Genomic DNA, 23672 nt, shown 5'->3' with positions numbered 1-23672 from the left:
AACTGATATCAGTCAAATTAATTTGTAGTGAAGAATGCAAGTCTTGTGATTTTTATTAAGACTTGCATTCTTCACTACAAACCTGATTCTATCAATGTCCAAAAATATCCGTCAGGTGCAATGAAGGAAAAACTTTGTTCCCCAAATTCATTAGCGACTATTTCTGTGATTTTTTGTGCCTTGCTGGCTTTGACTCGCTCCAAATATTCTGCAATACTAGACACTCGATATGTGTACAGCGACATTCCCAAACATCCGGGATTGGCGCGCTCAAATCGATCGCTTAGTGCGATCGAACTCGGAAACCTCAGAATATACAGTCTACCCGATCGCGCGGCCTTAAAATCTGTTTTCGACGATCGGGGGTCATCAAAAGCTGTCACCACAAATCCTTCCCCAGACTGAAGCTCAAAAATCTCCCTTCCGGCGAGGGAAGAGTCAAAGGTAGTTTCTACATCGCGCGCCCGAATCAACCCCAGAACTTCTTCATAAAATAGCAGCGTTTCTTTGCTGTCATCTTGAATTACCATTCCCATGTGGGTAATTTGACTGGTTTTTAAAAGAGCATTTGAATTGATTTTCCCGTAATTAGGCAAAGCATAATTGAATCTTTGAAAAAAAACTTGCCGACTCAAAGGCTGCAAAAGCATCATCTCACGCACTCCGACAGCCGCCTCGACAAAAGGACACGGTTTTTGCTCTTTGTTGTAAATAATCTTCCAGTGCGGGGATGTATATTTGACCTGCAAATTGGCAGATTCAGCCTCTTCGGCATGGTTGAGTATATTCAACAAATCAGCAGTTAAAGTAGTTGCCCAACGGTTGCCTTTCACCTTCATTGACGACATTTGCAAACCATCGTTTGTAGGTTTTTCCCAAATCATCAAGCGAATTAATCCGTGATCCGCATCTTGGTGATAGAGTCGAATCGATCGCACTTTTGAACTAACTCCATATAATTCGCCAGCTTCGGATGCCGAGAATTCTCCTATTTTACCGATCCGATATCCAAATTGCTCCCAATATTGCAGTTGTGGAATCGCATCGGCTACGCCAATACACACTTCGTAAATGCCTGCGATGGAAAGGGGCTGCACTTGATTCATACTTTTTGAAACATAATTTACGCACTTTTACATCGGAGTGTTCGCTGTGAGATATCTAAGCGAGATATATAGCGGTTCTCAAGCGTGGTAAGGTATGCCCACGGAGGCCACGGAGGCCACGGAGGCCATGAGTACCGGGAGCATCTCACCTTTGCAGCCCTCCGCTAGAAATTGGAGTTTTGAGGCAGGAGGCAGAAGGAAAGAGGAAGAAGGAAAGAGGAAGAAGGAAAGAGGAAGAAGGAAAGAGGAAGAAGGAAAGAGGAAGAAGGAAGGAGCCAGAAGAAGGAAGGAGCCAGAAGAAGTATTTTTACAAATATGAGATGCTCCCTGAGTACCTCATATGAGAGCTCGAAAGGCTATATATAGGCAAAGCTTTGCAGGGTGTTCCAAGCCAGATATATAGGCAAAGCTTTGCAGGATGAGCGCACTCCTAAAAAAAACGCTTTTTACCAAACCGGGATGCTTCCGATACATCGCCGATCAAACCAAGATTTATTAGAATAAACCGGGTTGATGAGCGTTAATCTTAGAAAGAGTAAACTCGCCCTTTTTCATCAATATAAACTGATCGGTCTTGCCTAGTGCTGCCGTCTGCTCTGGTGATGCGAATCGTCACAATGTTTGTCTGCGAGTCAACGTTATAGTCGTATTTCAAAGTTGTGGTTCCTGTTGTGGCATTAATCGGAATATTGGCAATATCGCCGGTGCGATTGCTGATACGAACAATGATGTTTTTGCTGGTTCCGACGGGCAAAGATGACAAGCTGGCATCTGATTGACCGTATTCTAGGTTTAATCCAGTTTCATTTAACAGTCTTAGGGTAATGTTGCGAGTATTGTCAACCTGCGCTTGAGGTTGCCAGAACCCGGGTTTTTTGCCACCGTCAGTTGCAGGTTGAGATAATGCTGGGTGAGGAGGCAGAAAGCCCAGGGCGGCAAGTATTGCTGCGGTTGCAATAATTTTTGATTTCACGGTTTTTACCTCCGGGTAAAGGGTTGGCGATATTTCTATCTTAGCTTTAAAATCAAATCTTTTGATAGCGGAAGGAAAAAGAAGGCAGAAGGCAGAAGGCAGAAGGCAGAAGGCAGAAGGCAGAAGGCAGAAGCAGTAAAAGCAATAAAAGCAAGGGCTTCACCAATTAAAAATGTCCTCACTGTCTGGGCGGTTGCTATATAATTAGAAACCGGATTTCTGTAGTTGTTAATATTCCTGGACGCACGGGTTGTCTAGAAAGCCGATTTCTGAGCGGGTGGCTGCTTGTCAAAGGTATGATTGAGAGTAGAAACCGGATTTCTGGGGTCAAGTGCGTCCGGGAGTTGTTAATTGTTAATTATCGATCGAGCGGCTTCTAGCAGCAGGCGCTGTTCGGCGCGGACGATCGCCCTGCTAGTTTGTTCTACAGCATCGACATTGACCGAAATAGACGAAATCCCCCACCGCACGAAGGATTCAACTGTATCGGGATACAATGCGGGAGCGTCGCCGCAGATTGAGCAAGGAATCCCGGCGGCCCGGGCCTGTTTGATTAATTGTTCGATCGCCCTCATCACTGCTCGATCGCGCCCGTTGAAAGCACCTGCTACCTGGTCGGAGTTGCGGTGACTGCCTAACAGAAATTGGGTTAAATCGTTGGTGCCGATAGAAATTCCTTGAACTCCGGCTTTTACGTAATCTGGTAATAAAAATAACACCGAAGGAACTTCCGCCATAATCCACAGTTGAAATTCGGGCGATCGGTTTTTCCAAACTGTTTCTAAGCGCTGGCGGCAGTAGATAAACTCCTCAACAGAGCGCACGAAAGGCAAAATTAAATTAACATTGGTATGGCCTGACTCGCAGACTTTTTGAAGTACGCACAGTTCCCAATCAAATAATTCCGGTTCAAAGGTATAACTGAAACTGCCGTGGACGCCTGACTCGCGTAAATCGAGAGATCGATAAAATATTGGCTGCGGCGAAACGGCAGCAGCAAACAAGCTGAGGCAATCCGCCATGCGATCGACAAATTCCGATTGGCGGCCGTCTTGTAGCCAAACTTTGGGATTTTGACAGTCCAAAGCTTCTAATGCCATTAATTCCGATCGCAGCAATCCGATGCCGTCTATTGGCAGATTTTTGAGGCGGTCAATCGAACTTGTTTGGCTGACATTAACTAGCAGTTGAGTCGCCGTTGGTGGGCCCCAAACATATTGAGTAGACTCAGATTGTCGAGCTTTAGACGCCCAATTGGACGATCGATCGGAGGTAGAAGATTGGTGCTTGGCTATTGACATTTTTGCTGCTGTACTGTATATATCTGCCTTTTTTGCTGTGTCCCGAAGTCGGCGGCTGTCTCCTGTCTCGATCGCATCCGGTTGAGTGAGGGCAAAAACTTCTCCGCTATCGCCGTCTACCAAAACCGAATCGCCCGAGGCGATCGCCCGAGTGGCCCCGGCCACTCCCACAACGGCGGGAATCCCCAATTCTCTCGCTAAAATGGCGCCGTGGCAGGTCATGCCTCCTTGTTCCGCAACCACCCCAGCAGCAACCTTCAGCCAAGGCAGCCAATTCGGATCGATTGTCGGGGCTACCAAAATGCCTCCCGCTAAGAATTCCGCGTTTTCTGGGTGGGAATTAGTCATAACTTGGGCAATTGCTTCGGCTTTTCCCGATGCTGCTCCCACACCTCTAAGTATCGCAGGAGTTCGGGCTGGCGCGATCGAGTTTGGCTGCCGGAGGGATCTCGAATTTTCCTCTACCGGCGCAGCTTTTTCCCCTTTCACAAGACGAACTTGAGTGAAATAAAACTGCGGTTCGCCGCTGTTTGCTGTCTGGTTGAGCGTCCACTCCAAAATTAAATCCGAGTCAAATTCTGCGCTCGCTTTTTTACTCAATTCAATGATTTCTTGCAGTTGCCATTCCTCTAAAACGTATTCTGTTTGTGCTTCCTCTCCCAGCGCTAAAACTTGCACGCAACAGTCAGCAAAGTCAGGAATTATAAATGGAGAATCGGGAATTGGGAAAGCAGCAAACTTGCCCAGTAGCAGTTTTTTTTTCGGTTCACCATCGCCGACTTTGAGATTGTAGGCTAATGTTTTGTAACCGATCCGCTGGAATTTAACCGCGCTTGTTTCCGGCTGCACTTGATAGTAATCGGGGATGGTTTCTCCCCTAGCCAGGGACAATCCCAAACCGCTGGTGGCTTGGACTTCCCACTGTGCACCCGCCTTTGTTTTCACCTCGCCCGCGGCGATCGCTTCTTGAAGTGGCTGCACCAAAACTGCGGGATTGATTTGCTGTACCCGCAGGCCGCACCGCTGCCAGTAAAATAGACTTCGGGCTCTGAACATTTCTGCCCAAGCTCGTTTGAGTCCGGCCCCAATGGCTTCGGGTTCTGCCCGTACTGCCTGAGATTCCAGAATGCCGACTGTTTTCGGGTTCCAGGAAGTCAGGGAAGGGCGAAAAATTAAGGCTGTGGAGTTTAAGTTTGACTGTGAGTTGAGTTGAGCAACCGCAGACTCTAGGGTGGAGAGCAGTGAATCTGGCAGTTTGCCGGCGAGGATTTGGTGGCGGATGCTGCGGGAGATCGATTGCAGTTGTCTGGGTTCATCGACATTCAAGTGCAGGGAAGAGTGTGGCCAGTCAGCAAACAGCGGTTCTAGGCACTCGATCGACTCTAAAAACTGCCAGAATGTTGTAGCCGGCACGACAAAACCCGGTACAACGGGATGATTTTTCTGGAGCAAACAGCTCAAGTAAAATGCTTTTTCTCCCACTGCATCTCGGTCTGAAGGTTGAATTTTGTCTAACCAGTAGAGGTTTTTCACGCTGCGAGCCTGTCGGTGGAAACTGATTGAAGTTGAAAGTTTTTCCCATTAATCACTTACGATAATTTTAGGATGAACAAGCGAAAATGGACGGGATTAGTCAAATCTTTTCTCAATCTATTTCTTAAGTCTAACTGTCCTCTTTGTCAGCGACCGGCCGCCGGAGAGTTGTGTCCGTACTGTCACAAGCAACTTCAGCGATGTCAGTTAAGCGATCCCGGTCGATTTTGGCATTCAGAGCAGCGTGTTTTTGTGTGGGGTGAGTATGGCGGGGCTCTCAAACGGGCGATCGCAGCTTTGAAATATGACGACAATCCGCAATTAGCGAAACCTCTAGGCGGCTGGCTGGCGGAAGCTTGGCTGAGTTTTCCTGAATTAGCTATAGACAATTTAACAGTTGTACCGATTCCCCTGCACAAAGAAAAGCTCAAGGAGCGCGGTTTTAACCAGGCGGAACTTTTGGCTGAAAGTTTTTGTGAGCTGACTGGTTTGCCTTTGCAGCGGCACGGTTTGGATCGGGTGAAAAATACTCAGGCTTTATTCGCTCTGACGCCACAGCAGCGACAAGCGGAAATGAAAAATGCTTTAGGTTTGGGGAAAGATTTTCGCCGCCGGCGCCCGCGCGATCGAGTGCTGTTAGTTGATGATATTTACACTAGCGGTACTACGGTTAAGTCGGCAATTAAAATATTGGAAGAGTCGGGAATTTCGGTTTATGGAACTGTGGCACTTGCAACTCCGAATAAGATGAATCGGTAAGTTGTGATTGCCTTTAATTTTAAACAGGTTTGTAGTGATACCAATTTAATCTGAAGTTGCACATATCTCGCTCCCCCTAAATCCCCCTGATTGTTGGGGGAATTTGAGAATAATCTTGTCCCCCCCTTATTAAGGGGGGCTAGGGGGGATCAGATTCTACGGGGCCTCATAAAAAATTGGTATTGTAAAACTTCATTAAGTTTCTCGTCAAAGATAGTCAGGAGTAGTATATGCTGACTGAACAGAAGGATTTGGACTGCCCAAGCAACCGCTTTCAACGCGGTCTTTATTTACGGGCCACACCTATCACTCATGCAGCTAGCCGATTGGCAAACACATCCACAGAGGTTTGTACAAAACCGCAGATGGTTTGTTAATTAATGCGCTCCGTGAATGGGTATTACATGATCGTGGCAAAAGCACTCCCAAAAGCATTGAGCAATGGGATAGGGAGCTGCGTAGCTGGGCCAATGCGGGTCAATCCGCTCAAAGTAAAAGTGAAGGGGGAGGGACCGAAGGCCTCCCATGTCATGTAATAGATGACTATACTTTTACCAGCTATGAGGACTAAACTCATCAGGTTTGTGGACGCACTTGCGACTTCAGAAACCCGGTTTCTACGAATATTTCTCGTTCCTCGGCGCAAAACTCGTAGAAACCGGGTTTCTCGCCCCCCGCGAGTCAGCCCTGAAACTGTCCGAAGTGTTGATTAATTATGATTTGCTAATAAGATTTTTTGGAAAAAACGAACCGCGAAGACGCGAAGGACGCGAAGAAAGAGAAGGGAGAGAGTTTAGGCTGAAAGCGGGAATTGGTGGCTGATGTTCCACCGACTGCCGTCGTGAAGCAGTAAAGTTAACGCCGAAGCGGTAAACTCAAAGTGGAGCGATCGCCCTGCAAATTCCAACCAAGCCGTTTGAAAATTCTCTTTAGTTAAATCGCGAAACGCTACTGTCATGTGCGGTACAAATGGGCGACTTTGAGAAACTCGATCGACAATTCCCAAATTTGCCTCCAAATAACTCATCAAATTTTTGTTAATTTCCAGCAATTCGGGCGATTTGACAACATCAACGTAAATGACGCGGGGCGCGAAAGCAGCAAAACCGGATAGAGTAACGGGAATGGGCGGCCGATTTGCAGAAAACTGGTTCAAACTTTCCTCTAATTTGGGAACATCCTCCGCTAACGAGTGAAAAGGAGGTTGCAGCGTGATGTGCGGCGGCGAATTCAAAGCACCGCGGCTGTTGTAATGTTCCGCAAAATACTGTTGAATCTCAGTAATGTGCTGTTCAATATCGGGAGGCGGCACTAGGGCAATAAAAAATCGCTGTTTTGACTGGTTCATAGGATACGATCGCAGTGAGGAAGAAATGGCGGAGTATGGAAAATCGAGTATTTACTCAAGGCTTGTACCAAAAACTCCATTCCCAATCTACAATCCAAAATCCAAAATCTAAAATCTAAAATTTAAAATGCCTTGGTTTGTCAAAATTGAGCAAGGAATTGTCGAAAAGCCTGTCTTTGACCAATACGTGCCAGCTCACAGAGCTTATGTCCGAGAGTTGATTTCTAAAGGACACCGAGCGAAAACTGGCTACTGGGGGCGGCGGGGCGGCGGTATGTTGATGTTTGAGGCGGGTTCGATGGATGAGGCGAAGGCGATCGTCGCTGAAGACCCGCTGGTGAAGAACGGTTGCGTTATTTATGAAATTTATCACTGGTGTGTGGTTGAAGAATAAATAACTGTGTTATACTCATAAATGAACTGGACCCACGCGATTCCAACGCCCAAATCTTGTCAGGACCGGAAGGTAGCAGCAACACGGGATGCTTGTAATAGGCGTGGTCTCCGGTTCACCCAGTTTTATGAGGTGTAGCTCCTATGCCTGGTTTCGGAGATATTTTACAAAAAGCAGTTTACCTTGGTGTTGGGCTAGCTTCCTACGCTGGTGAAAAAGCTGGCAGCAAGTTAACTGAATTACGCACTGAAGCCCAAAAGCTGGCAGACGAATTAGTCAAGCGTGGCGAGATGTCAACGGAAGAAGCTCGCCGCTTTGTTGATGACATGGTGCAACAGGCTCAGCAGCAGCCCCCCGTAGCCTCGGCTGGGAACGAAAAACCCGCTGAACCTCGGCGGATTGAAATTGTTTCTGAGGAAGAAGATGTCTCGGCAAAAGATGCTAAAGAGACAGGCGGCGTAGACAAGCTCCGCGAACAGGTGCAGAATTTACAAGAGGAATTGCGGCGGCTGAAGCGGGATTAAGCAGGAAAAAGCTCGCTCAGTAAAGCAGGAAGGGAACTCAGGATAATAATCTTGAGTTCCCTTTTTGAATATTTCCCCTGTCAGATGTGGACGGATATCAGGCAATAGGTAATAGAATTGAAAGTAGGTGCGATCGCTTCGCATGAGGCTGGCTGCACCTGTCTGTAAAATATTTTGTAATAGCCAACTGTCAAATACATGGAAGATTGGTCTAAAGATTTTTTGGGAGTAATGGAAAATGCTGTTTCTGAAGTAGAGCAGTTTTTCAGCGAAATGGGCGAAGAGTTTGTCGAAATGCTGGACGTTTTGGCAAAAATGTCGGAAGAGTTTACTGAACAAGTACAAAATAATCTGATTAACGACATTGACGGTTATTTCAATGAATTTGACGGTTTATTTAATGAATTTATCGAACCGATAATTGAAATTTACCGCGACTTCGACCCGCAATTTGATGAGATAGATTTGTCGATGGTTACTTATGTAGACCCTTCGCCGACGCAGCAGCCAGCTTGTCGCGGTTGTCGCAACTATCACGGTCAAGTTTACGGGGGAAATTTGTTGGTTTGTGCGATGCACCCTACTGGTGTGGAATCGGAGAGTTGTGCTGATTGGGAAACTGACAGCGATATTAATTTTTAAGACGGCAGTGGAGTTGTTGAGGGGTTAATGGCTTATGGTAACGTCAATTCAGTCTCCGTCAAAGATTTCTCTGGAAGAGTTTCTGCTATTGCCAGAGACTAAGCCGGCTAGCGAGTATGTTGACGGTCAAATTTATCAAAAAGCTATGCCCCAAGGAAAACACAGCACGTTACAAATCAAATTTTCATCCGCTATTAATCAAGTTGGCAAACCGCAAAAGTTAGCTTTTGCTTTTCCCCAATTGCGCTGCTGTTTTGGGGGATGTGCTGTTGTTCCAGATTTAGCAGTATTTGAGTGGTCGCGCATTCCTCTAAATTCTCAGGGAGAAATTGAAAATAGGTTTGAAATTGCTCCAGATTGGATAATTGAGATTTTATCGCCGGATCAAAGTTCAACTCGCGTGATTAAGAAGATTCTGTTTTGCCTCAAGAATCCTACTAAATTAGGTTGGCTGATTGACCCGGAAGAAGAATTGGTAATTGTTTTTAAACCGCAGCAGGAACCTGAGATTAAAGAGAATGAAGATATTTTACCTGTACTGGATGTGCTGTCGGATTTGCAATTGTCGGCGACAAATTTGTTTGAGTTGTTAAGTTTTAATTAGAAATGAGTTACAGTTGAGTCAGGGTAATTTTGCATCTAACGGCATTTAAAGGTGAATCGCTCAACGGCTAATAATTCGCAATTTGGGTTTCCGAAGATGCCGCCATCGCTGCAATTGCGACAGTACCAGCGAGTGGCGGTTGCTAATTGGTTTGCGAATCAGGGACGCGGTACGCTGAAGATGGCGACGGGTAGTGGCAAGACGATTACTGCACTGGCGATCGCCACTGAATTATACAATAAAATTAACCTGCAAGTCCTGCTCGTAATTTGCCCTTACTGCCACCTGGTGAATCAGTGGGCGCGCGAATCGGAGAAATTTGGTTTAAAACCTATTTTGGCTTTTGATAGCGCCCGCAGTTGGCAAAATAAGCTGGCTGCGGGTTTGTATGAAGTGCGATCGGGGGATAGAGCATTTCTCACAATCATCACTACTAATGCTACCTTAATGGGAGATAGTTTGCGATCGCAACTGCGCTATTTTCCAGAAAAAACCCTGATTATTGGAGACGAAGTTCACAACTTAGGCGCGCCCCGTTTAGGAGAAAGTTTGCCGCGCAATATTGGACTGCGACTCGCCCTTTCCGCCACCCCAGAAAGGCATTTCGACGAACAAGGAACCGAAGCTATTTTAGATTATTTTGGCCCGGTTTTGCAGCCGGAACTTACCTTAGCCGACGCCATCCGCCAAAAAGCCTTAGTACATTATTTATACTATCCAATTTTAGTAGAATTGACAGAAGCAGAAACCCGCAAGTATTCCCGCTTAACTCAAAAAATTGGCTGGGCGCTTTGGGGCGATGAAAAAGTAGAAGAAAATGATGCTTTAACAACTTTATTAATGCAGCGAGCTCGGTTAATTGGGGCTGCGGCTAATAAATTAGTAGCTTTGCGAGAATTAATGATTCACCGTCTCGACACCGCCCATACTTTATTTTACTGCGGCGATGGTGCGATCGAAGGAAGTGCGCGCCGAAATAACAACCGCCAACTAACAGAAACCGCGAAGTTATTGGGTTCGGAATTAGGCTACCGAGTTAACACTTATACTGCGGCAACTCCTTTAGCAGAAAGAGAACGATTGCGTCAGCAATTTGAGAGTGGAGAATTGCAAGGTTTAGTCGCGATTCGCTGTTTGGATGAAGGCGTGGATATTCCAGCAATTCGCAATGCTGTAATTTTAGCAAGCAGCAGCAATCCGCGCCAGTTTATTCAGCGCCGAGGACGCATTTTGCGGCCGCATCCGGGGAAGGAAAGAGCAACTTTATTTGACATGATAGTTTTGCCTCCAGATTTGGGTCGCGAAACCTTAGAAGTCGAGCGCAATTTGCTGCGAAAAGAGTTGAAGCGGTTCTTGGAATTTGCCGATTTAGCCGACAATGCTGGGGAAGCTAGAGTGAAATTGCTGCAACTTCAGAAGCGTTACGGGCTATTAGACATTTGACATTTATTAAGGTTCGGTTTATGTTTAAGAATAGAGAATTAGTTGAGCGTAGTTTGAGTTGCTAGTTTTTAATATTTGAAAAAAAAATGACTGAAAATCTGCATGAAAATCTGATTATGGCATTTAGATATGAAGATAGTGCGATCGCAGCCTTACCGACAAGCATTTTAGCAGAAAAGCGTTCTTCTTATCAAACTCATAAGGAATTCAGCGACGTACAGGAACCTATTACTAGCGCGCCGCCGGAAGTCCGACAAATTATTGAGCGGGTATTGGAAATTGAAAAAGATAAACTGTACATGAGAGCTCCCCGCCACATTAACGATGACATTTTAAAAATCATTAAGGAAGCAATTGTATGAAGTTAATCTCAATTACTCTATGCAACTTTCGTCAATTTTACGGCAAAAGCCCCGAAATAAAACTAGCTTGGGGCAGGGAAAATATTACAGTAATTCACGGTAATAACGGCGCCGGAAAAACTGCCTTGATGAATGCCTTTACGTGGGTACTTTACGGGAGATTTAGCGCGGCTTTTGCGGCGGAAGAACAATTAGTAAACAAGCGCGCTCTGGCTGAGGCGGAAATGGGAAAAGCCGTAGGTTGTTGGGCGGAAATTGTGTTTGAACACGACAGCACACGCTACCAAGCAAGACGAATTTGTCGTGCTTATAAAAGTGAAAACACTGTAGAACATGGCAAGGCTGAATTGTTTCTGAATGTAGCCAAAGATAACGGTCTCTGGCTGAAGCCGGATCAGCATCCCGATGATATTATCGGGCGGATTTTGCCGGAAAGTTTACATAAATATTTCTTTTTTGACGGGGAGCGAATCGAGCAAATTGTCCGCTATGACAAGAAGGCAGAAATTGCGGAAGCTACTAAGGAGTTGCTGGGGGTGGAAGTGTTGAATCGATCGATTCGGCATTTAGGAGAAGCAAAAAAATCTCTAGAGACAGATTTAAATATAATTGGCAATGCTGAAACGAAGAAACTTTTAAAAGATAAGCAAAAATTTGAGCAAGAAGCTGAGCAACTTTCGAGCCGACAAGTAGAAATCGAGCGGGAATTGGCGAACCAAGGAGAGTTAAAAAAAGCAGTTAATGGTAATTTGCTGGAACTTAGCGGTGCGGCCGATTTACAAAAGTTGCGAGACGAATTGGAAATCCAGAAAAGTTTATTTAAGCAACAAATCTCCCAAGCTACAGAGGCTCTAAAACGCTCAATCTCTATGCGGGGTTATGGGGTATTTCTGTCAGAGGCAGCGGCTGAATTTGAAGTAATAGTAGGAGGTTTGCGGGAATGTGGCTCGTTGCTTTCGGGGATTCAGCGGCCTTTTTTGGAAGAGTTATTAGCGCAGCAGCGGTGTATCTGCGGTGCGGAATTAGTGGAGGGTTCGGAGTCTCACCAACAGGTTAGCGGTTGGATGGATAAGGCTGGTGTTGGCGATGTGGAAGAAACAACTATTCGGATTAGCGATCGGGTAAATGAAATTGATAAACAAGTGGCTGATTTTTGGGAGGAAATTGACCGACACCAAGGCAATATCAGTCGCGACAGAACCGAACTTTCTCGGGTGGAAAATCAGCTAGACGATATTCACAACAAGCTGCGAAATTTTCCTGACGAGGATGTCAGCCGCTTGCAAAAGCGCTTGGATGAAATTGAGGCAAAAATTGGCGATTTGCACCGGGAAACAGGCTCTAATCAGCAGCAGATTGAGAGTTTGAATGCGTCGATCGCCAATCTGGACAAGCAAATCGATAAGCAGCAACTGAATGAGCAAAGGCAAGTATTAGCCCAGCGCCGGATTGCTGCGACTCAGGATGCGATCGAGCGCCTAACTGAAGTGCGATCGCGCTTAGAAAAACAGTTTTCTTCTCAGTTGGAAAAGCGGGTGCAAGATATTTTTAGTCAAATCTCTTTTACTCCTTACATCCCCAAGTTGAGCGATAAATACGAACTGACGCTAGTAGAAAATACGTCGGGAAAAGAATCTTTGGTTGCCGCTTCTACAGGAGAAAATCAAATTCTCAGTTTATCGTTTATCGGCGGGATTATTGAGGGCGTGCGGGAGTGGAGTCAAAAGAATACTTTGATGGGCCCGGATAGCAGTACGTTTCCAATTGTGATGGATTCTCCCTTTGGCAGTTTGGACGAGATTTATCGCAAGCAAATCGCGAATAAGCTGCCGAAGTTGGCGAATCAATTGGTAGTTTTGGTAACGAAAACTCAGTGGCGCGGAGAAGTTGCTCAAGAGATGGAAAGTTCCATTGGCAGGGAATACGTGCTGGTGTACAATTCTCCGAAAGCTGATTGTGAAGAAGATGCGATCGAACTTGGCGGGACGCGCTATCCTTTAGTTAAGCGCAGTCCAAATGAATTTGAATATACAGAAATTGTAGAGGTGGAGTATGACTTCTAATTCGGCAATTACGCAGGTTTTGGAAACGGATATTTGGGTGAAGGCGACGTGGGAAGAGTTTCTGAATTTTGCTGAGGATTCAGCATGGGAAAAGGGCAAGTTTTATTACTATCAAGAACACATGAGGGTAGAAATGTCACCAGTAGGGCCATTGCACGGGCGTCAAAATTCAATTAGGGCCTGTGTAGTTATTCTGTTTGCAACATTGAGAAATATCCGAATAGTTCAGTTTACTAATACCAGTTTTCGTAAAGCAGGTATTGGCGAGTTTCAACCTGATTTAGCTTACTACATTGGTTCAGATTTAAGAGTGCCTCCTGATGATAGCAATTCTGCTGTTGATTTAAATCAATACGATCCGCCTAATTTGATAGTGGAAATTGGGGCGTCTTCTTTTAATGATGATTTAGGCGGCAAGCGGTTGCTTTACGAAGACGCAGGAATAAGTGAATATTGGGTTGAACGTGCAAACACGCGGGAGGTTTTTGCGTTTGCGATTAATGGCGGAGGTAGCGGGAGAATTCAAGAGTCGCGGGTTTTACCGGGGCTGGAAATCCGGTTAGTTGAGGAAGCTTTGAATCGGAGTCAAACGCAAGATGATGGGGAAATTAATCGCTGGTTGATTCAAACTTTTAGTCAAGGTTGAAGGGAGTTGGACGTGGAAAAACAGTATCATAAGTTGGTGCGCGATCGCATTCCTGAAATTATTCGCCAAAGCGGGAATGAATGCGAGTTTGTAATTTTGTCCGACGCAGAATACCGTCAAGCTTTGCTGCAGAAATTGATTGAAGAAGCGGGGGAAGCGGCGGAGGCTGATGAGGAAAATTTGGTGGCGGAATTGGCGGATTTGTATGAGGTGATAGATGCGGTGATGGCGAGTTTTGGCATTTCGGGCGATCGACTTTTGGCGGAACAAATGAAGCGGCGCGAAGCAAGAGGAGGTTTTGCACAAAAAATTATGTTGTTGCGGACATGGTGAAGTGCGCCTGTGCGGACTGTTGGATATTTGCGAGATTTATAATAGTTAGAAACTAGATATTATGGCAATGGCTGCTAACAAAATTAGAATTGCTAAAGATAAAGCCGAGTTAGTCAAATCATTAACTTTATCGGATAACCACACTGGCCCTTTCCAGACTTACGCCGATGTCATCGCCTTCGCCGCATCCTTGGGAAAACAGCGGAAAAAACGATCGCCTTTGGGGGAAATTTCTAAACGAGAACCGGGTGCGATCGATGTTGATATTTTTGTATCCAGGGGTTACGATATGGCGATTAAATTAATTGCGATCGCCGAAACCAAAAATCCTCAAATTCTCTCCCATCTCGACGAACAATTGGAAGCAGAACGCTTGCAAATTTTTGAAGAATATGCTAATGGGGGACTGGAAATTTTGCGCGAAGAGTTGCGAGGTGCGGCGGATTATACCGATCGCCTGTTGTTAGTTTTGATTTCTGAAAGAGACAACCAACATCGGTCAAATGAAGAATTCGATTTAAGCAAGTTCTTATTTTAATAGGTTCCCAATGAAGTATGTACTAGCAGAGATCGTAAAGAAAGGACTCAAGGAATTTGCAAAAATTTTCGCTTACAGCTACTCAGGATTCATTATCTGCTATTTCATTCTCAAATTAATTTTTTGGGAGCGACTGTGGATTATTGCCTTAATTAGCACTTTTAGCCCCTTAATCTTATTCCCAACTTTCTTGCTTCCCATCATCGGAGTGTCAATTATCAAAAAAAGATGGTTCACTATTATTTCGGCGATCGCCTGCATTCTCCTAATAAGTTGGCTGCACATTAAATACTTTTCTCCCACACCAATAAACATCACAAATTCGCAGCCCAGCATCAAAATTTTATCCCATAACGTCCGTTGGTATAAAACTCAGTCGCCAAGTTTACTTAAACTGATTCAGAAGCAAAAACCCGATATTATATTTTTACAAGAAATCGTTAGTAAACATACCGAAAGAGCTTTCACCTGGTTAAAAGCAGACTACCCGTATCAAATTGGCACTCCCCCTGTAGGAATTCTCAGTAAATATCCGATTGTATCCAGCGAAATACTGCACTTAGCCGGCCATCGAGAAACGCAGCAACGGGCAATTATTAAATTTAACGAACAAGAAGTAGTGATTTACAATATGCAAGCTACCGGGCCGTGGTTTAAGAGATATAGAATCGGGCGTTTTCTCCAAATTCCAGTTTACACATATGGCAAACGAGCGCCTGAAATTCAAGACTTAGTGCAGCGAGTTGAGCGAGAAACTCTGCCAGTAATCGTCGCGGGCGATTTTAATATGACAGATGAAACTCAAGACTATGACAGCGTGCAGAAAGTCTTGCAAGATGCTTTCCGAAAATCGGGATTTGGGTTTGGTTTTACCTGGCCTCACGGTTGGGAACTTAAGTTCTTGGTAAAAAGGTCGAATTGGAGATTAAATTATCCCGTTTGCCGGATTGATTATATTTGGTATTCAAAGCAGTGGGGTGCTAAATCGAGTTCGGTTTTGGAGGCAACCGAGTCCGATCATTTGCCTGTAGCAGCCGAACTTATTTTGTTGAAATAAAGCGGTATAATGTATATAAATTGAGAGGTAAACTTGGGTACAGTATCTAGCGGTAGTAGTGTTTTATAGACAAAAGTTGCTAAAAGTGATAATATAAATATACAACTTTCCTTGAGCTATATGTTAAAATAAGTATTAGGTTGAGTGATTGAGAAATGCCTACGGCTGCCCAGCTAGAGAGTTTATATCGCATCAGTTATCAACTGACATACACGATGCTTCAGCCTATATAGCAATCCTAAATCATTTGTAAAAATATGTAGGGGTAGTGCTACCCCTACTCCCCGTGCCTACCCCCTATCTATCGGGGCAACCACGGGGGGATTGCCCCTCCAAGAATTACACGAATCATTTAGGATTGCTATACATCTGATTTGTGTTGACGATCGCACTCGTAACGTATACATATTGGCTGGGTACGATGAAGAGCTTGAGTTCCAAATTTTACCCAATGGGGAGTTTGCTGATGAGCCAAGTTAACTATAACGCTATGTCGAATACTGAATTGAAACAGTATTTTCTTAAACATCGTGGAAATCGAGCCGCTTTTCAGGCGTACTTAGACAGAATCAATCAGCATCCGCTGAGGATTATTGCAAGTCCCGGCGATCCAGATTTTGATGAGAAAGTTCAAGCCGCAATTCGCCGCAAGTTAGAAGCGACAAGAAATCGCAATAGTTAGCAATCTAATAAAATTGATAGGCACACCCATGCAAATTAACCTCACCATTACCGATCGCCTAGAACAGCAACTTCTTGAGAAAGCTAGCCAACTCAACCTGCCCATTGAAACCCTGATTTTAGAATCGCTGCGCCAACTGTTTCAAGAAGACGAAGAAGAGCTATCTAAAGAAGATATCCTCAACAGTCTTCGGATTGCGCTTCAGGAAGTAGAAGACGGTAAAGTAGCCTTACCCTCAAAAGATTCGGCGGTTGAAACCGCTTCTACACGAACGAAGTCCGCCTTCGCGGACTAAAGAATAAACGAGTTGTAAACTCGGATATAATAAAAACTTAGCTAAGCACTGGTGGCAATCCTACCTCTTGCGGCTGCACAAACCTGCCGTTAAAACTAATAGCTTTATCCTCAAAAGTCCTCGCTTCCGCTACCGCTTGCCGCAAATGAGCTCGCTCCATATCGTCCTGAATTCCCCCCACCAAATATACAATTAACTTCGTCGCTAAATCCTTTCCAGAAACTAGCATTCGCTTTTTGTTCGGATCGTACAAAATCCCGTACCACGCAGACTCAGGATTGTCCATGTGGCTAAATCCTTCATCGACATCGAATCTGCGGAGTTTGTCGAAAATAGATTTCAGGGAAAGTTTCTTTCTAAATACTAGAATTCCCAAAGCATTAGCTAAAGCAATTTGACCGACTGGACGGAACAAAATATTTCCCTCGCCCCCTGGCTTTTCAAAACTAAATCGGCGCAATTCTGCCGTTTCTTCGCCGCTTTCAATTCTTTGATAGCTGGGTAAAGTTGCTAAATGATCGAACAATTTTTTAAACTCTTCAATTCCCTCTTTTAGTTCTTCATCTTCGGGACGCATGGGAATTAAACCTTTTCGTTCCGGCTTCCAATGAGGAAATTTGTATTCTAAATACCGTTCGGACATATCTTGCAGCGCTTGCAATGTGGTTAAGACAGTTGATTTTGCTGCGACTGTGGCGCTGTCCCAATTGACGCGGGGGTTTCTGTCATCTTGTTCTTTTAATAAGGGATGGGTGACGGCAATTTTTCGGGCGGCGATCGCAAATCCGTTATCCTCGTTCAATAATGCTAGCTGTCCCTGACTCAGCGTTACGGCCATTAGGTTAACGTGCACAAAGATCGATCGCACGCGCCGTTGTGCTTGCTGTCGCGTTTCCCCCGCTACCGCCGCCGGAATAAACTCTATTCCGATTTTTTCGTGAGCTAATTTATACACTGTTTCGGGGTCGATTTGATACTCTTCTGCTAAATCTTCCAGAGTAATTGCAGCGCCGACTGGTTTTTTATTTTTGTTGTATCTTTGCAGGATTCCGGTTTTAATTAAACTCATTAAACCTTGAACTCCCATCAGCCGATGCTGGCCGTCTAAGGCAAAAATTGAGACTTTTTGAGAGACATTCAAAAGCCCTAAGTTCTCGTTTTTATCAAAGGATGTAAATTCAGTCGCGGATTTAGTTGCTACGCCATTCTTATCCCATTCCTCGGCTAGAGGATTGTCTACCCACGGGGGACTGACGACTACTAAAACTGCGGGGAATTTGTGCGATTTTCGGGCTGCTAAATATTGAGTGAGGGTGGCTTGGCGCGACCAATCTAAGGGACGCTGGATAATTTCGTCAATGGTTTCGTCGTCGCGGACGATGTTGTTAGTTTGGAGGTCGAATTTTTGGCGGAAAAGCGGCATTTGCGAGGCGAAACGGACGCGAGAGTCTAACCATTCTAGGGTGACTGAACCGATGTATGCTTCGCTGTTTCCCATCTGGGTTTTTTGGACGAAAATGCGATCGTCCTTTCCTAAATAATTATCTAATAAAAGTGCGATTTCCTGTCTGTCGCTATTTTCTTTTTCTAAAATTTTTATAGCGAGGTCATCCGCTGGGTGGGTAGTCATTGGCGGTTTTTATATAATTAGGCTATTTTTTCAAAAATATCATGGGTTAAATTCTATGTCAACTCTTGTTTTTAAAAAATTATTGTGAAATACTTAAACTACTAATTAAGTTCCACTTCGTATATCATTGAATGTTTCATTTGTCAATAGCTTAGGGGCGATCGGGCTTGATGCAGATGCGTCTGGGCCTCACGCGCCACCATCGGGGCCCGCCAGGGGTTGAAAACCCGCCACCATCCGGGCCCGACAGGGGTCTCACGCGCCACCATCGGGGCCCGCCAGGGGTTGAAACCCCTGTCTCATAGCGAAAGTCCTCTGAAGAGGACTGAATATGGATCAATTTCGAGGTTTATGTTTAGTCGGTTTTAACCGACTTTCGCTATGAGACGGGGGTTTCAACCCCCGGCGGAATATCGGGGAAGCGAGTGAATTGACGATGGCACTTGCCCCTGATTTCTTCATACTTCGCACCTGCAACCAACAAAAAAATATGTCTACTCCTTCTTTTGAATACATTTTGCCGGTAATTCGGGGCATTCAAGCGGGCCGCGAATATTACGTGTCGATGTGTCCGGTGCGTTTTTTGCCGAAATTGTTTCCCTTTGAATCTGAAGATTTGCCGCCGTCTCTGCGGGCGAAACGCGCGCTTAACAAAGCTAGGATTCCCGAAATTGCTGAGTATTTTGTTAAGAATCCTACAAATTATACTTGTGGGGCAATTGCTGCTTCGATTGATGCGGATATTACTTTTGAAGCAGTGGGAAATGAGGCCGAAGAACGGAAAATTGGTCGCTTGCGAGTGCCGATGGATGCTAAGTTTACTATTAATGACGGACAGCATCGGCGCGCGGCTTTTGAGATGGCTTTGAGGGAAAATCCGCAGTTGGGATATGAGACGGTGGCGCTGATTTTGTTTCTCGATATTGGGTTGGAAAAATCGCAGCAGATGTTTGCTGATTTGAACGGTTTTCAAGTTCCTTTGGAGGCGTCACTCAGTCTACTTTACAACCACCGGGACGATCGCGCTTTTGTGGTGAAGGCTGTTGTTAAGCAGGTTGAGGTTTTCCGGTGTTTGACTGAGATGGAGAAGGGGAGTTTGAACGGGCGATCGCACAAGTTGTTTGCGCTGAGTGCGATCGATCGTGCTATTATGGCTTTGCTGTCTAATATTCACGGCAGCGAACAGGCAAAACCCTCTGGTTCTCGCACCAAAAAAGAACAGAAAGAGGAAGAACTTGCTCAAAAAATACAACTGGCGGTTAGTTATTGGAATGCGGTTTGCAGTTTTATTCCAGATTGGCAATTAGTTCTGCACAAGCAAGTTGCGGCGGGGGAAATGCGCCGGGATTGTGTACACTGTCAGAGTGTTGTGCTTGAGAGTTTGGGGGAAGTTGGGGCGGCTTTGCTGTCGGTTTTTCCTGAGAGTTGGGAGGAACGTTTGAGCCTTTTGCAGCAGGTTGATTGGTCGATTTCTAATCCTGATTGGGAGAATGGGATTTTGTTGAAAGGGGGGATTTCTAAGTCGAGGGCGAGTGTTAGTTGGATGACTGATTATTTGAAAAAGCGGTTGGGTTTGGAAACCGCAGGTGTACCACAGGCGGGACGCCCGTGCCACACTAAAAACTAGCTGTGAGTTTAATTAAAATAGCGTCGAAACGGTTCTGCAAGAATGCCCAAAATTTGGTCTAGCTGAGTAATAAAATATTCAGTCAAATCAATTTTTAACAACTGATTTTCTAGAATTAGGAATTTCCAGTTTGTACCAGTTGAAACTGCCCCATAAATTGCGGATTGTTCTTGTCCTTTGCGGGCATTAAATATTTGAGCTGCTGCCATCTGAGCCGCACACTGTCCCAATCCTATTCTAATATCGTTGTCTTTTGCTTCCACTAATGTCAAGACTGGGGCAGTCACCAATGATTGATTGCTCGATGCGCTGAGGAGAAAGTCACAAGCCCCGGTTAATCCTTTGCTCTCTTCTACGTTAAATGTGTTGCCGGAAAAGTAGCCAATTTTGTTATTAAAAGTGCGCCGGATTTCGAGTAGAATGGGAGTGATGATTAATTCCGAGCGAGCTTTTTCGGTGCTGATACTTGAGGCTAAGTCTAAAGCTTCGTCAAGAGTTTGTTTGAGGCGTTCTGAAGGTGCGAGGGGGGGAATTTGGCTGAATAAGTGGGGAATGTCTTCAACGGTTAGATCCAGGGTTGAGACGGCTTCGTCTAGGGTTTTGAAGTCGCTGTAGGACATATTTAGTTTGCGGATGGGATGGATTTGAGAACCGCAGATGCACGCAGATGAACGCGGATAATATTAGTTAAATCCATCCTAACTCGGCTTTTGCAGCCTCTACCGCCATTTTTACAGCACTAGCACTTGCTGTTATTTTATAGGATGCTCTTGGATTATTAGGGTTGGAGTTAGATAAAACAACATTTCCCTCCCAAATATGGCTTTGTCTAGACCAATCCAGTTGTGCCAATTCCGATACTTTTTCAGGATCAAAATCTTGGCTGCTATCTGTGTCATAGGTATAGTATAGCAACCGACCTAAAACTTCTAGCCCTACACTTCTACCTAAGATACAGTATTCCTTAAAATGATTCACATCTTCAACTGTCAAATTTTCAACGCTGGTTTCACAAATATGTCTAGTCTGACTACATTCGGAAAAGAAATTGTTAAGACATCTAGCCAGAATACTTGAGGATTCAGCAACGTCATAATCTGTGAGTTCCTCATTTGGGCCGTCAGTAAACGCACAACTCACCAATTTTGCTATAAAATTAGTTGTGTATATAAGTTTCCTTTTACTGTCGGGATTAGTTTTGATTTTATCTGTTTTTCCATGAAACATTAAAACTTTTTCAAGCAAGTTTTTGGTAATACCAACCCTACCTTCAAACTCACCGAATGACAAAAGTAAGGATTTATCAAGTTGTCTTGTCTGCGCCATATCTCGAAAATCCGCCTGACACTGGTTAAAGTCTTCCTCTAAAACCAATGTAATAGGGAAATCATTATCACCTATTAACTCGCCGTCAGCACTTTCAATTAACTCGTGAATAGCGCGCTTGCGATGCTGTCCATCAGTAATATCTAACTTAACACCACGATGAATAACTACTAGACAAATCCCCCGACCTAGTTCTATAATGTCAATCTTTTCTGGATCGACATTTGCTGTCAGTGTCCCCAAAATCCAGGGTTGATCGTTTCTAGCCCGTTTAAGAATATATTGTTTTACTTCCTCAGCATGACCCTTTATCTCTGGGCGGTTTTTACCAGAATCAGGATCGTTGCCAGTTGAGGGTTTGGCCTGGAGGAGGGTAGGCAAGTCATCAGCCGGGATATTTATTTGCACCATCTTCCGCTTCCCCTGCTGAAAAGTTAGCCCTGGATAACACTTCTGACGGTGATACTTGGCAAAATAAGGCTCTAGAACATCCTCAAGTTTCTGGCTTGAATCAGTCTCTGGGTAGTTGTTTTCAGACATAATGGGGGTAAAAGCTTATTTAATTATTATAACTTTTTTGAGGGTACGTGAACCAGGGATGCTATCGTGCAAAAAGGCCAATAACAAAGACACATGGATCAGTATGCTAGCAAACAAGCAGATTGTATCATAAAACTTAAAAAATAGCAAGATAGGAGTTTTAAAACGTGATAGAAATTCAGCAGATGTCATTATTTGCGCCGCGAACAGTTAAGGAGTTACTCGATGAGATAAAAGAGCTAACTAAAGAAATTCAAGAATTATACTGTTCAGACGCTATACCTTGGTTAATCGGTTGGAGTGGCGGGAAAGATAGCACCGCAGTATTGCAGCTTATCTGGAACGCAATCGCAGCACTTCCGGTCGAAAAACGCACAAAAACGATCCATGTAATTACAACGGATACTTTCGCTGAAAATCCTATTATTTCGACTTGGGTACGTAAATCTTTAACTAAGCTCAAGATACTTGCTCAAGAGCAAAAAATGCCTGTTTCCCCGCATCTGCTTCATCCAGAGGTGAAAGAAACATTCTGGGTATGCTTAATTGGTAAAGGCTATCCAGCGCCTCGCAATGGATTTCGGTGGTGTACAGATAGGCTGAAAATTCAGCCTGTAAATCAATTTATCCGAGATTTAGTTCGAGTACATGGTGAAACTATTGTTGTTTTGGGTACTCGCAAGGCTGAAAGCAGCAAACGTGCAGCAACAATGAAAAAGTATGAAGCAGGTAGATTGCGCGATCGTCTCAGTCCTAATGGTCGCTTACCTAACTCTTTAATTTATACCCCTATTGAGGATTGGCGTGATGATGAAGTTTGGCTGTATCTAATGCAGTGGGACAATCCTTGGGGAAATAACAATAAAGATTTATTTGCCATGTATCGAGGTGCAACAGCCGACAATGAGTGTCCTTTAGTTGTTGATACTTCTACTCCTAGCTGTGGCGATTCTCGCTTTGGGTGCTGGGTATGTACAATGGTTGACAAAGATAAATCTATGGAGGCAATGATTCAAAATGATGAGGAAAAAGAATGGATGCAGCCTCTTCTCGATATTCGTAACGAATTAGATATAAAAGACGATCGCCCAAAAAGAGACTTCCGCCGCATCTACGGTAGAGTAGAACTGTTTGAACGCAACATGGGCGACGACACAACCTCCGTCGAACCCATCCCAGGGCCCTACACCAAATTCTGGCGAGAACACTGGCTGAGACGAGTCCTGGAAGCACAAACCCAAATCCGCAAAACCGCACCCCTAGAAATGCGCGACATCACCTTAATTACCCCGGAAGAACTTAGCGAAATCCGCCGCATTTGGCTGGAAGAAAAGCACGAATTCGACGATTCTTTGCCCCGGATTTACGAAGAAGTTACGGGCGAACCTTTTGAAGATTCCCGTCCCGCCGCCGAAAGAAAACTCCTCGGTAGCGATGAATGGACTGTGATCGAAGAGATTTGCAGCGAGGACAAAATGCACCTCGAATTGATGGCAAAACTCCTTGATACAGAACGCCAATACTACACAAAACCCCGCCGTACAGGCATTTACGGCGATTTGGACAAATGCTTTGAAACCAGTTCGCGATCGAAGGAAGAAGCGATTGGCAACGCCCACTATCAACGCAATTTAAAAAAAGCGGTGGAAGATATTAAAGCAAATCCGACGGAAAAAATTCAGCAATTCAAAGATGCGATCGCCCAAACCAACAGTTCCGCCAAAAACGATACCGTTGATATTGCCAAACTTAAAGAAGAACTCGAAAGCAACAGCAATCAAAGCAGACAGCTATCTTGGGCGGATATTAAATTTTCACAGCCCAATTCAGGAGAGGAAAATAGCAAAGATTAGGTCAATAATGTCGATCGGGCGATCGGGCTTTGGGGCGATCGGGCTTTGGGGCGATCGGGCTTTGGGGCGATCGGGCTTTGGGGCGATCGGGCT

General features: G+C 44.8%; 25 protein-coding genes and 1 other RNA gene. 19 read left to right on the top strand and 7 right to left on the bottom strand.

What is annotated here, in order from left to right; genetic code table 11:
* Positions 1–74: 74 nt before the first annotated feature.
* Positions 75–1106 (bottom strand): VOC family protein, encoded by a 1032-nt coding sequence (locus tag QUB12_RS23430; protein ID WP_333144032.1) that lies wholly within the window; start codon positions 1104–1106, stop codon positions 75–77.
* A gap of 94 nt (positions 1107–1200) precedes the next feature.
* On the opposite strand from QUB12_RS23430, the gene QUB12_RS23425 reads away from it, so the two are divergent.
* The gene (locus QUB12_RS23425) at positions 1201–1425 is read left to right on the top strand and encodes a hypothetical protein (protein WP_333308593.1); all 225 of its coding nucleotides are present in this window, start codon (positions 1201–1203) and stop codon (positions 1423–1425) included.
* 207 nt (positions 1426–1632) lie between these two features.
* Here the strand turns inward: QUB12_RS23425 and QUB12_RS23420 are convergent, their stop codons facing one another.
* Complete coding sequence (locus tag QUB12_RS23420) at positions 1633–2079, bottom strand: hypothetical protein (protein ID WP_333144034.1); 447 nt, start codon at positions 2077–2079, stop codon at positions 1633–1635.
* 347 nt (positions 2080–2426) lie between these two features.
* Positions 2427–4913, bottom strand: coding sequence for a putative PEP-binding protein (locus tag QUB12_RS23415; RefSeq protein WP_333308591.1), 2487 nt, complete (start codon positions 4911–4913; stop codon positions 2427–2429).
* Between the two features lie 72 nt (positions 4914–4985).
* On the opposite strand from QUB12_RS23415, the gene QUB12_RS23410 reads away from it, so the two are divergent.
* Positions 4986–5672 carry a ComF family protein gene (locus QUB12_RS23410; protein WP_333308589.1) on the top strand — a complete coding sequence of 229 codons (687 nt, stop codon included), beginning with the start codon at positions 4986–4988 and terminating at the stop codon, positions 5670–5672.
* A gap of 793 nt (positions 5673–6465) precedes the next feature.
* Here the strand turns inward: QUB12_RS23410 and QUB12_RS23405 are convergent.
* Positions 6466–7020: a 2'-5' RNA ligase family protein gene (locus QUB12_RS23405; RefSeq protein ID WP_333144037.1), complete on the bottom strand. Its 555-nt coding sequence runs from the start codon at positions 7018–7020 to the stop codon at positions 6466–6468.
* 127 nt (positions 7021–7147) lie between these two features.
* Between QUB12_RS23405 and QUB12_RS23400 the strand changes: the two genes are divergently transcribed.
* The 15 genes from QUB12_RS23400 (at position 7148) to QUB12_RS23335 (ending at position 16603) form a co-directional block, all read left to right on the top strand.
* The gene (locus tag QUB12_RS23400; RefSeq protein WP_333077099.1) at positions 7148–7414 is read left to right on the top strand and encodes a YciI family protein; all 267 of its coding nucleotides are present in this window, start codon (positions 7148–7150) and stop codon (positions 7412–7414) included.
* Positions 7415–7437: 23 nt separating this feature from the next.
* Positions 7438–7534, top strand: an RNA gene (ffs, locus tag QUB12_RS23395) — signal recognition particle sRNA small type.
* A gap of 23 nt (positions 7535–7557) precedes the next feature.
* The gene (locus QUB12_RS23390) at positions 7558–7938 is read left to right on the top strand and encodes a phasin-related domain-containing protein (protein ID WP_333056143.1); all 381 of its coding nucleotides are present in this window, start codon (positions 7558–7560) and stop codon (positions 7936–7938) included.
* Between the two features lie 198 nt (positions 7939–8136).
* Complete coding sequence (locus tag QUB12_RS23385) at positions 8137–8580, top strand: hypothetical protein (protein ID WP_333144038.1); 444 nt, start codon at positions 8137–8139, stop codon at positions 8578–8580.
* Between the two features lie 34 nt (positions 8581–8614).
* The gene (locus tag QUB12_RS23380) at positions 8615–9184 is read left to right on the top strand and encodes a Uma2 family endonuclease (protein ID WP_333144039.1); all 570 of its coding nucleotides are present in this window, start codon (positions 8615–8617) and stop codon (positions 9182–9184) included.
* Positions 9185–9280: 96 nt separating this feature from the next.
* Positions 9281–10627: a DNA phosphorothioation system restriction enzyme gene (locus QUB12_RS23375; protein WP_333308588.1), complete on the top strand. Its 1347-nt coding sequence runs from the start codon at positions 9281–9283 to the stop codon at positions 10625–10627.
* Between the two features lie 86 nt (positions 10628–10713).
* A complete protein-coding gene (locus QUB12_RS23370; protein WP_333144040.1) occupies positions 10714–10989 on the top strand; it encodes a hypothetical protein in 276 nt (91 codons plus the stop codon).
* Positions 10986–13052, top strand: coding sequence for an AAA family ATPase (locus QUB12_RS23365; protein ID WP_333308587.1), 2067 nt, complete (start codon positions 10986–10988; stop codon positions 13050–13052). The genes QUB12_RS23370 and QUB12_RS23365 overlap by 4 nt, the downstream gene beginning before the upstream one ends.
* Positions 13042–13698: a Uma2 family endonuclease gene (locus QUB12_RS23360; protein WP_333144042.1), complete on the top strand. Its 657-nt coding sequence runs from the start codon at positions 13042–13044 to the stop codon at positions 13696–13698. Before QUB12_RS23365 ends, QUB12_RS23360 begins: the two co-directional genes overlap by 11 nt.
* A 12-nt stretch (positions 13699–13710) precedes the next feature.
* Positions 13711–14031: a nucleoside triphosphate pyrophosphohydrolase gene (locus tag QUB12_RS23355; RefSeq protein WP_333144043.1), complete on the top strand. Its 321-nt coding sequence runs from the start codon at positions 13711–13713 to the stop codon at positions 14029–14031.
* Between the two features lie 67 nt (positions 14032–14098).
* A complete protein-coding gene (locus QUB12_RS23350; protein ID WP_333105229.1) occupies positions 14099–14569 on the top strand; it encodes a DNA phosphorothioation-associated protein 4 in 471 nt (156 codons plus the stop codon).
* 10 nt (positions 14570–14579) lie between these two features.
* A complete protein-coding gene (locus tag QUB12_RS23345) occupies positions 14580–15626 on the top strand; it encodes an endonuclease/exonuclease/phosphatase family protein (RefSeq protein ID WP_333144044.1) in 1047 nt (348 codons plus the stop codon).
* A 324-nt stretch (positions 15627–15950) separates the two neighbouring features.
* Positions 15951–16106 carry a DUF6888 family protein gene (locus QUB12_RS37620; RefSeq protein WP_445252063.1) on the top strand — a complete coding sequence of 52 codons (156 nt, stop codon included), beginning with the start codon at positions 15951–15953 and terminating at the stop codon, positions 16104–16106.
* The gene (locus QUB12_RS23340; RefSeq protein WP_333300814.1) at positions 16093–16308 is read left to right on the top strand and encodes a DUF6887 family protein; all 216 of its coding nucleotides are present in this window, start codon (positions 16093–16095) and stop codon (positions 16306–16308) included. The genes QUB12_RS37620 and QUB12_RS23340 overlap by 14 nt, the downstream gene beginning before the upstream one ends.
* Positions 16309–16336: 28 nt before the next feature.
* Positions 16337–16603 (top strand): hypothetical protein, encoded by a 267-nt coding sequence (locus tag QUB12_RS23335; protein WP_333144046.1) that lies wholly within the window; start codon positions 16337–16339, stop codon positions 16601–16603.
* Positions 16604–16640: 37 nt separating this feature from the next.
* Here QUB12_RS23335 and QUB12_RS23330 read toward each other — a convergent pair whose 3' ends face one another.
* On the bottom strand, positions 16641–18233 hold the full coding sequence (locus tag QUB12_RS23330) for a DGQHR domain-containing protein (RefSeq protein ID WP_333144047.1): 1593 nt from the start codon (positions 18231–18233) through the stop codon (positions 16641–16643).
* Positions 18234–18723: 490 nt separating this feature from the next.
* Between QUB12_RS23330 and dndB the strand changes: the two genes are divergently transcribed.
* Entirely contained in the window at positions 18724–19860 is a 1137-nt protein-coding gene (gene dndB / locus QUB12_RS23325; protein ID WP_333308585.1) for a DNA sulfur modification protein DndB, read from the top strand.
* An 8-nt stretch (positions 19861–19868) separates the two neighbouring features.
* On the opposite strand, the gene QUB12_RS23320 is transcribed toward dndB, so the two are convergent.
* Both QUB12_RS23320 and QUB12_RS23315 read right to left on the bottom strand, forming a co-directional pair.
* Entirely contained in the window at positions 19869–20480 is a 612-nt protein-coding gene (locus QUB12_RS23320) for a hypothetical protein (protein WP_333308584.1), read from the bottom strand.
* A gap of 67 nt (positions 20481–20547) precedes the next feature.
* Positions 20548–21726 (bottom strand): DNA sulfur modification protein DndB, encoded by a 1179-nt coding sequence (locus tag QUB12_RS23315; RefSeq protein ID WP_333308582.1) that lies wholly within the window; start codon positions 21724–21726, stop codon positions 20548–20550.
* A 185-nt stretch (positions 21727–21911) separates the two neighbouring features.
* Between QUB12_RS23315 and dndC the strand changes: the two genes are divergently transcribed.
* On the top strand, positions 21912–23579 hold the full coding sequence (dndC, locus tag QUB12_RS23310; protein ID WP_333308580.1) for a DNA phosphorothioation system sulfurtransferase DndC: 1668 nt from the start codon (positions 21912–21914) through the stop codon (positions 23577–23579).
* Positions 23580–23672: the final 93 nt, after the last annotated feature.

This window comes from Microcoleus sp. B7-D4, assembly GCF_036705125.1.
In the GTDB taxonomy this organism is placed as follows: domain Bacteria; phylum Cyanobacteriota; class Cyanobacteriia; order Cyanobacteriales; family Microcoleaceae; genus Microcoleus.
This window is presented reverse-complemented; position numbering and strand designations above follow the sequence as displayed.

Excerpts from the sequence above, each read along its gene's own strand:
- QUB12_RS23430 (WP_333144032.1), bottom strand. The coding sequence starts at position 1,106 with ATGAATCAAGTGCAGCCCCTTTCCATCGCAGGCATTTACGAAGTGTGT.
- QUB12_RS23425 (WP_333308593.1), top strand. The coding sequence starts at position 1,201 with ATGCCCACGGAGGCCACGGAGGCCACGGAGGCCATGAGTACCGGGAGC.
- QUB12_RS23410 (WP_333308589.1), top strand. The coding sequence starts at position 4,986 with ATGAACAAGCGAAAATGGACGGGATTAGTCAAATCTTTTCTCAATCTA.
- QUB12_RS23405 (WP_333144037.1), bottom strand. The coding sequence starts at position 7,020 with ATGAACCAGTCAAAACAGCGATTTTTTATTGCCCTAGTGCCGCCTCCC.
- QUB12_RS23400 (WP_333077099.1), top strand. The coding sequence starts at position 7,148 with ATGCCTTGGTTTGTCAAAATTGAGCAAGGAATTGTCGAAAAGCCTGTC.
- QUB12_RS23390 (WP_333056143.1), top strand. The coding sequence starts at position 7,558 with ATGCCTGGTTTCGGAGATATTTTACAAAAAGCAGTTTACCTTGGTGTT.
- QUB12_RS23385 (WP_333144038.1), top strand. The coding sequence starts at position 8,137 with ATGGAAGATTGGTCTAAAGATTTTTTGGGAGTAATGGAAAATGCTGTT.
- QUB12_RS23380 (WP_333144039.1), top strand. The coding sequence starts at position 8,615 with ATGGTAACGTCAATTCAGTCTCCGTCAAAGATTTCTCTGGAAGAGTTT.
- QUB12_RS23375 (WP_333308588.1), top strand. The coding sequence starts at position 9,281 with ATGCCGCCATCGCTGCAATTGCGACAGTACCAGCGAGTGGCGGTTGCT.
- QUB12_RS23370 (WP_333144040.1), top strand. The coding sequence starts at position 10,714 with ATGACTGAAAATCTGCATGAAAATCTGATTATGGCATTTAGATATGAA.
- QUB12_RS23365 (WP_333308587.1), top strand. The coding sequence starts at position 10,986 with ATGAAGTTAATCTCAATTACTCTATGCAACTTTCGTCAATTTTACGGC.
- QUB12_RS23360 (WP_333144042.1), top strand. The coding sequence starts at position 13,042 with ATGACTTCTAATTCGGCAATTACGCAGGTTTTGGAAACGGATATTTGG.
- QUB12_RS23350 (WP_333105229.1), top strand. The coding sequence starts at position 14,099 with ATGGCTGCTAACAAAATTAGAATTGCTAAAGATAAAGCCGAGTTAGTC.
- QUB12_RS23345 (WP_333144044.1), top strand. The coding sequence starts at position 14,580 with ATGAAGTATGTACTAGCAGAGATCGTAAAGAAAGGACTCAAGGAATTT.
- QUB12_RS23340 (WP_333300814.1), top strand. The coding sequence starts at position 16,093 with ATGAGCCAAGTTAACTATAACGCTATGTCGAATACTGAATTGAAACAG.
- QUB12_RS23335 (WP_333144046.1), top strand. The coding sequence starts at position 16,337 with ATGCAAATTAACCTCACCATTACCGATCGCCTAGAACAGCAACTTCTT.
- QUB12_RS23330 (WP_333144047.1), bottom strand. The coding sequence starts at position 18,233 with ATGACTACCCACCCAGCGGATGACCTCGCTATAAAAATTTTAGAAAAA.
- dndB (WP_333308585.1), top strand. The coding sequence starts at position 18,724 with ATGTCTACTCCTTCTTTTGAATACATTTTGCCGGTAATTCGGGGCATT.
- QUB12_RS23320 (WP_333308584.1), bottom strand. The coding sequence starts at position 20,480 with ATGTCCTACAGCGACTTCAAAACCCTAGACGAAGCCGTCTCAACCCTG.
- QUB12_RS23315 (WP_333308582.1), bottom strand. The coding sequence starts at position 21,726 with ATGTCTGAAAACAACTACCCAGAGACTGATTCAAGCCAGAAACTTGAG.
- dndC (WP_333308580.1), top strand. The coding sequence starts at position 21,912 with ATGTCATTATTTGCGCCGCGAACAGTTAAGGAGTTACTCGATGAGATA.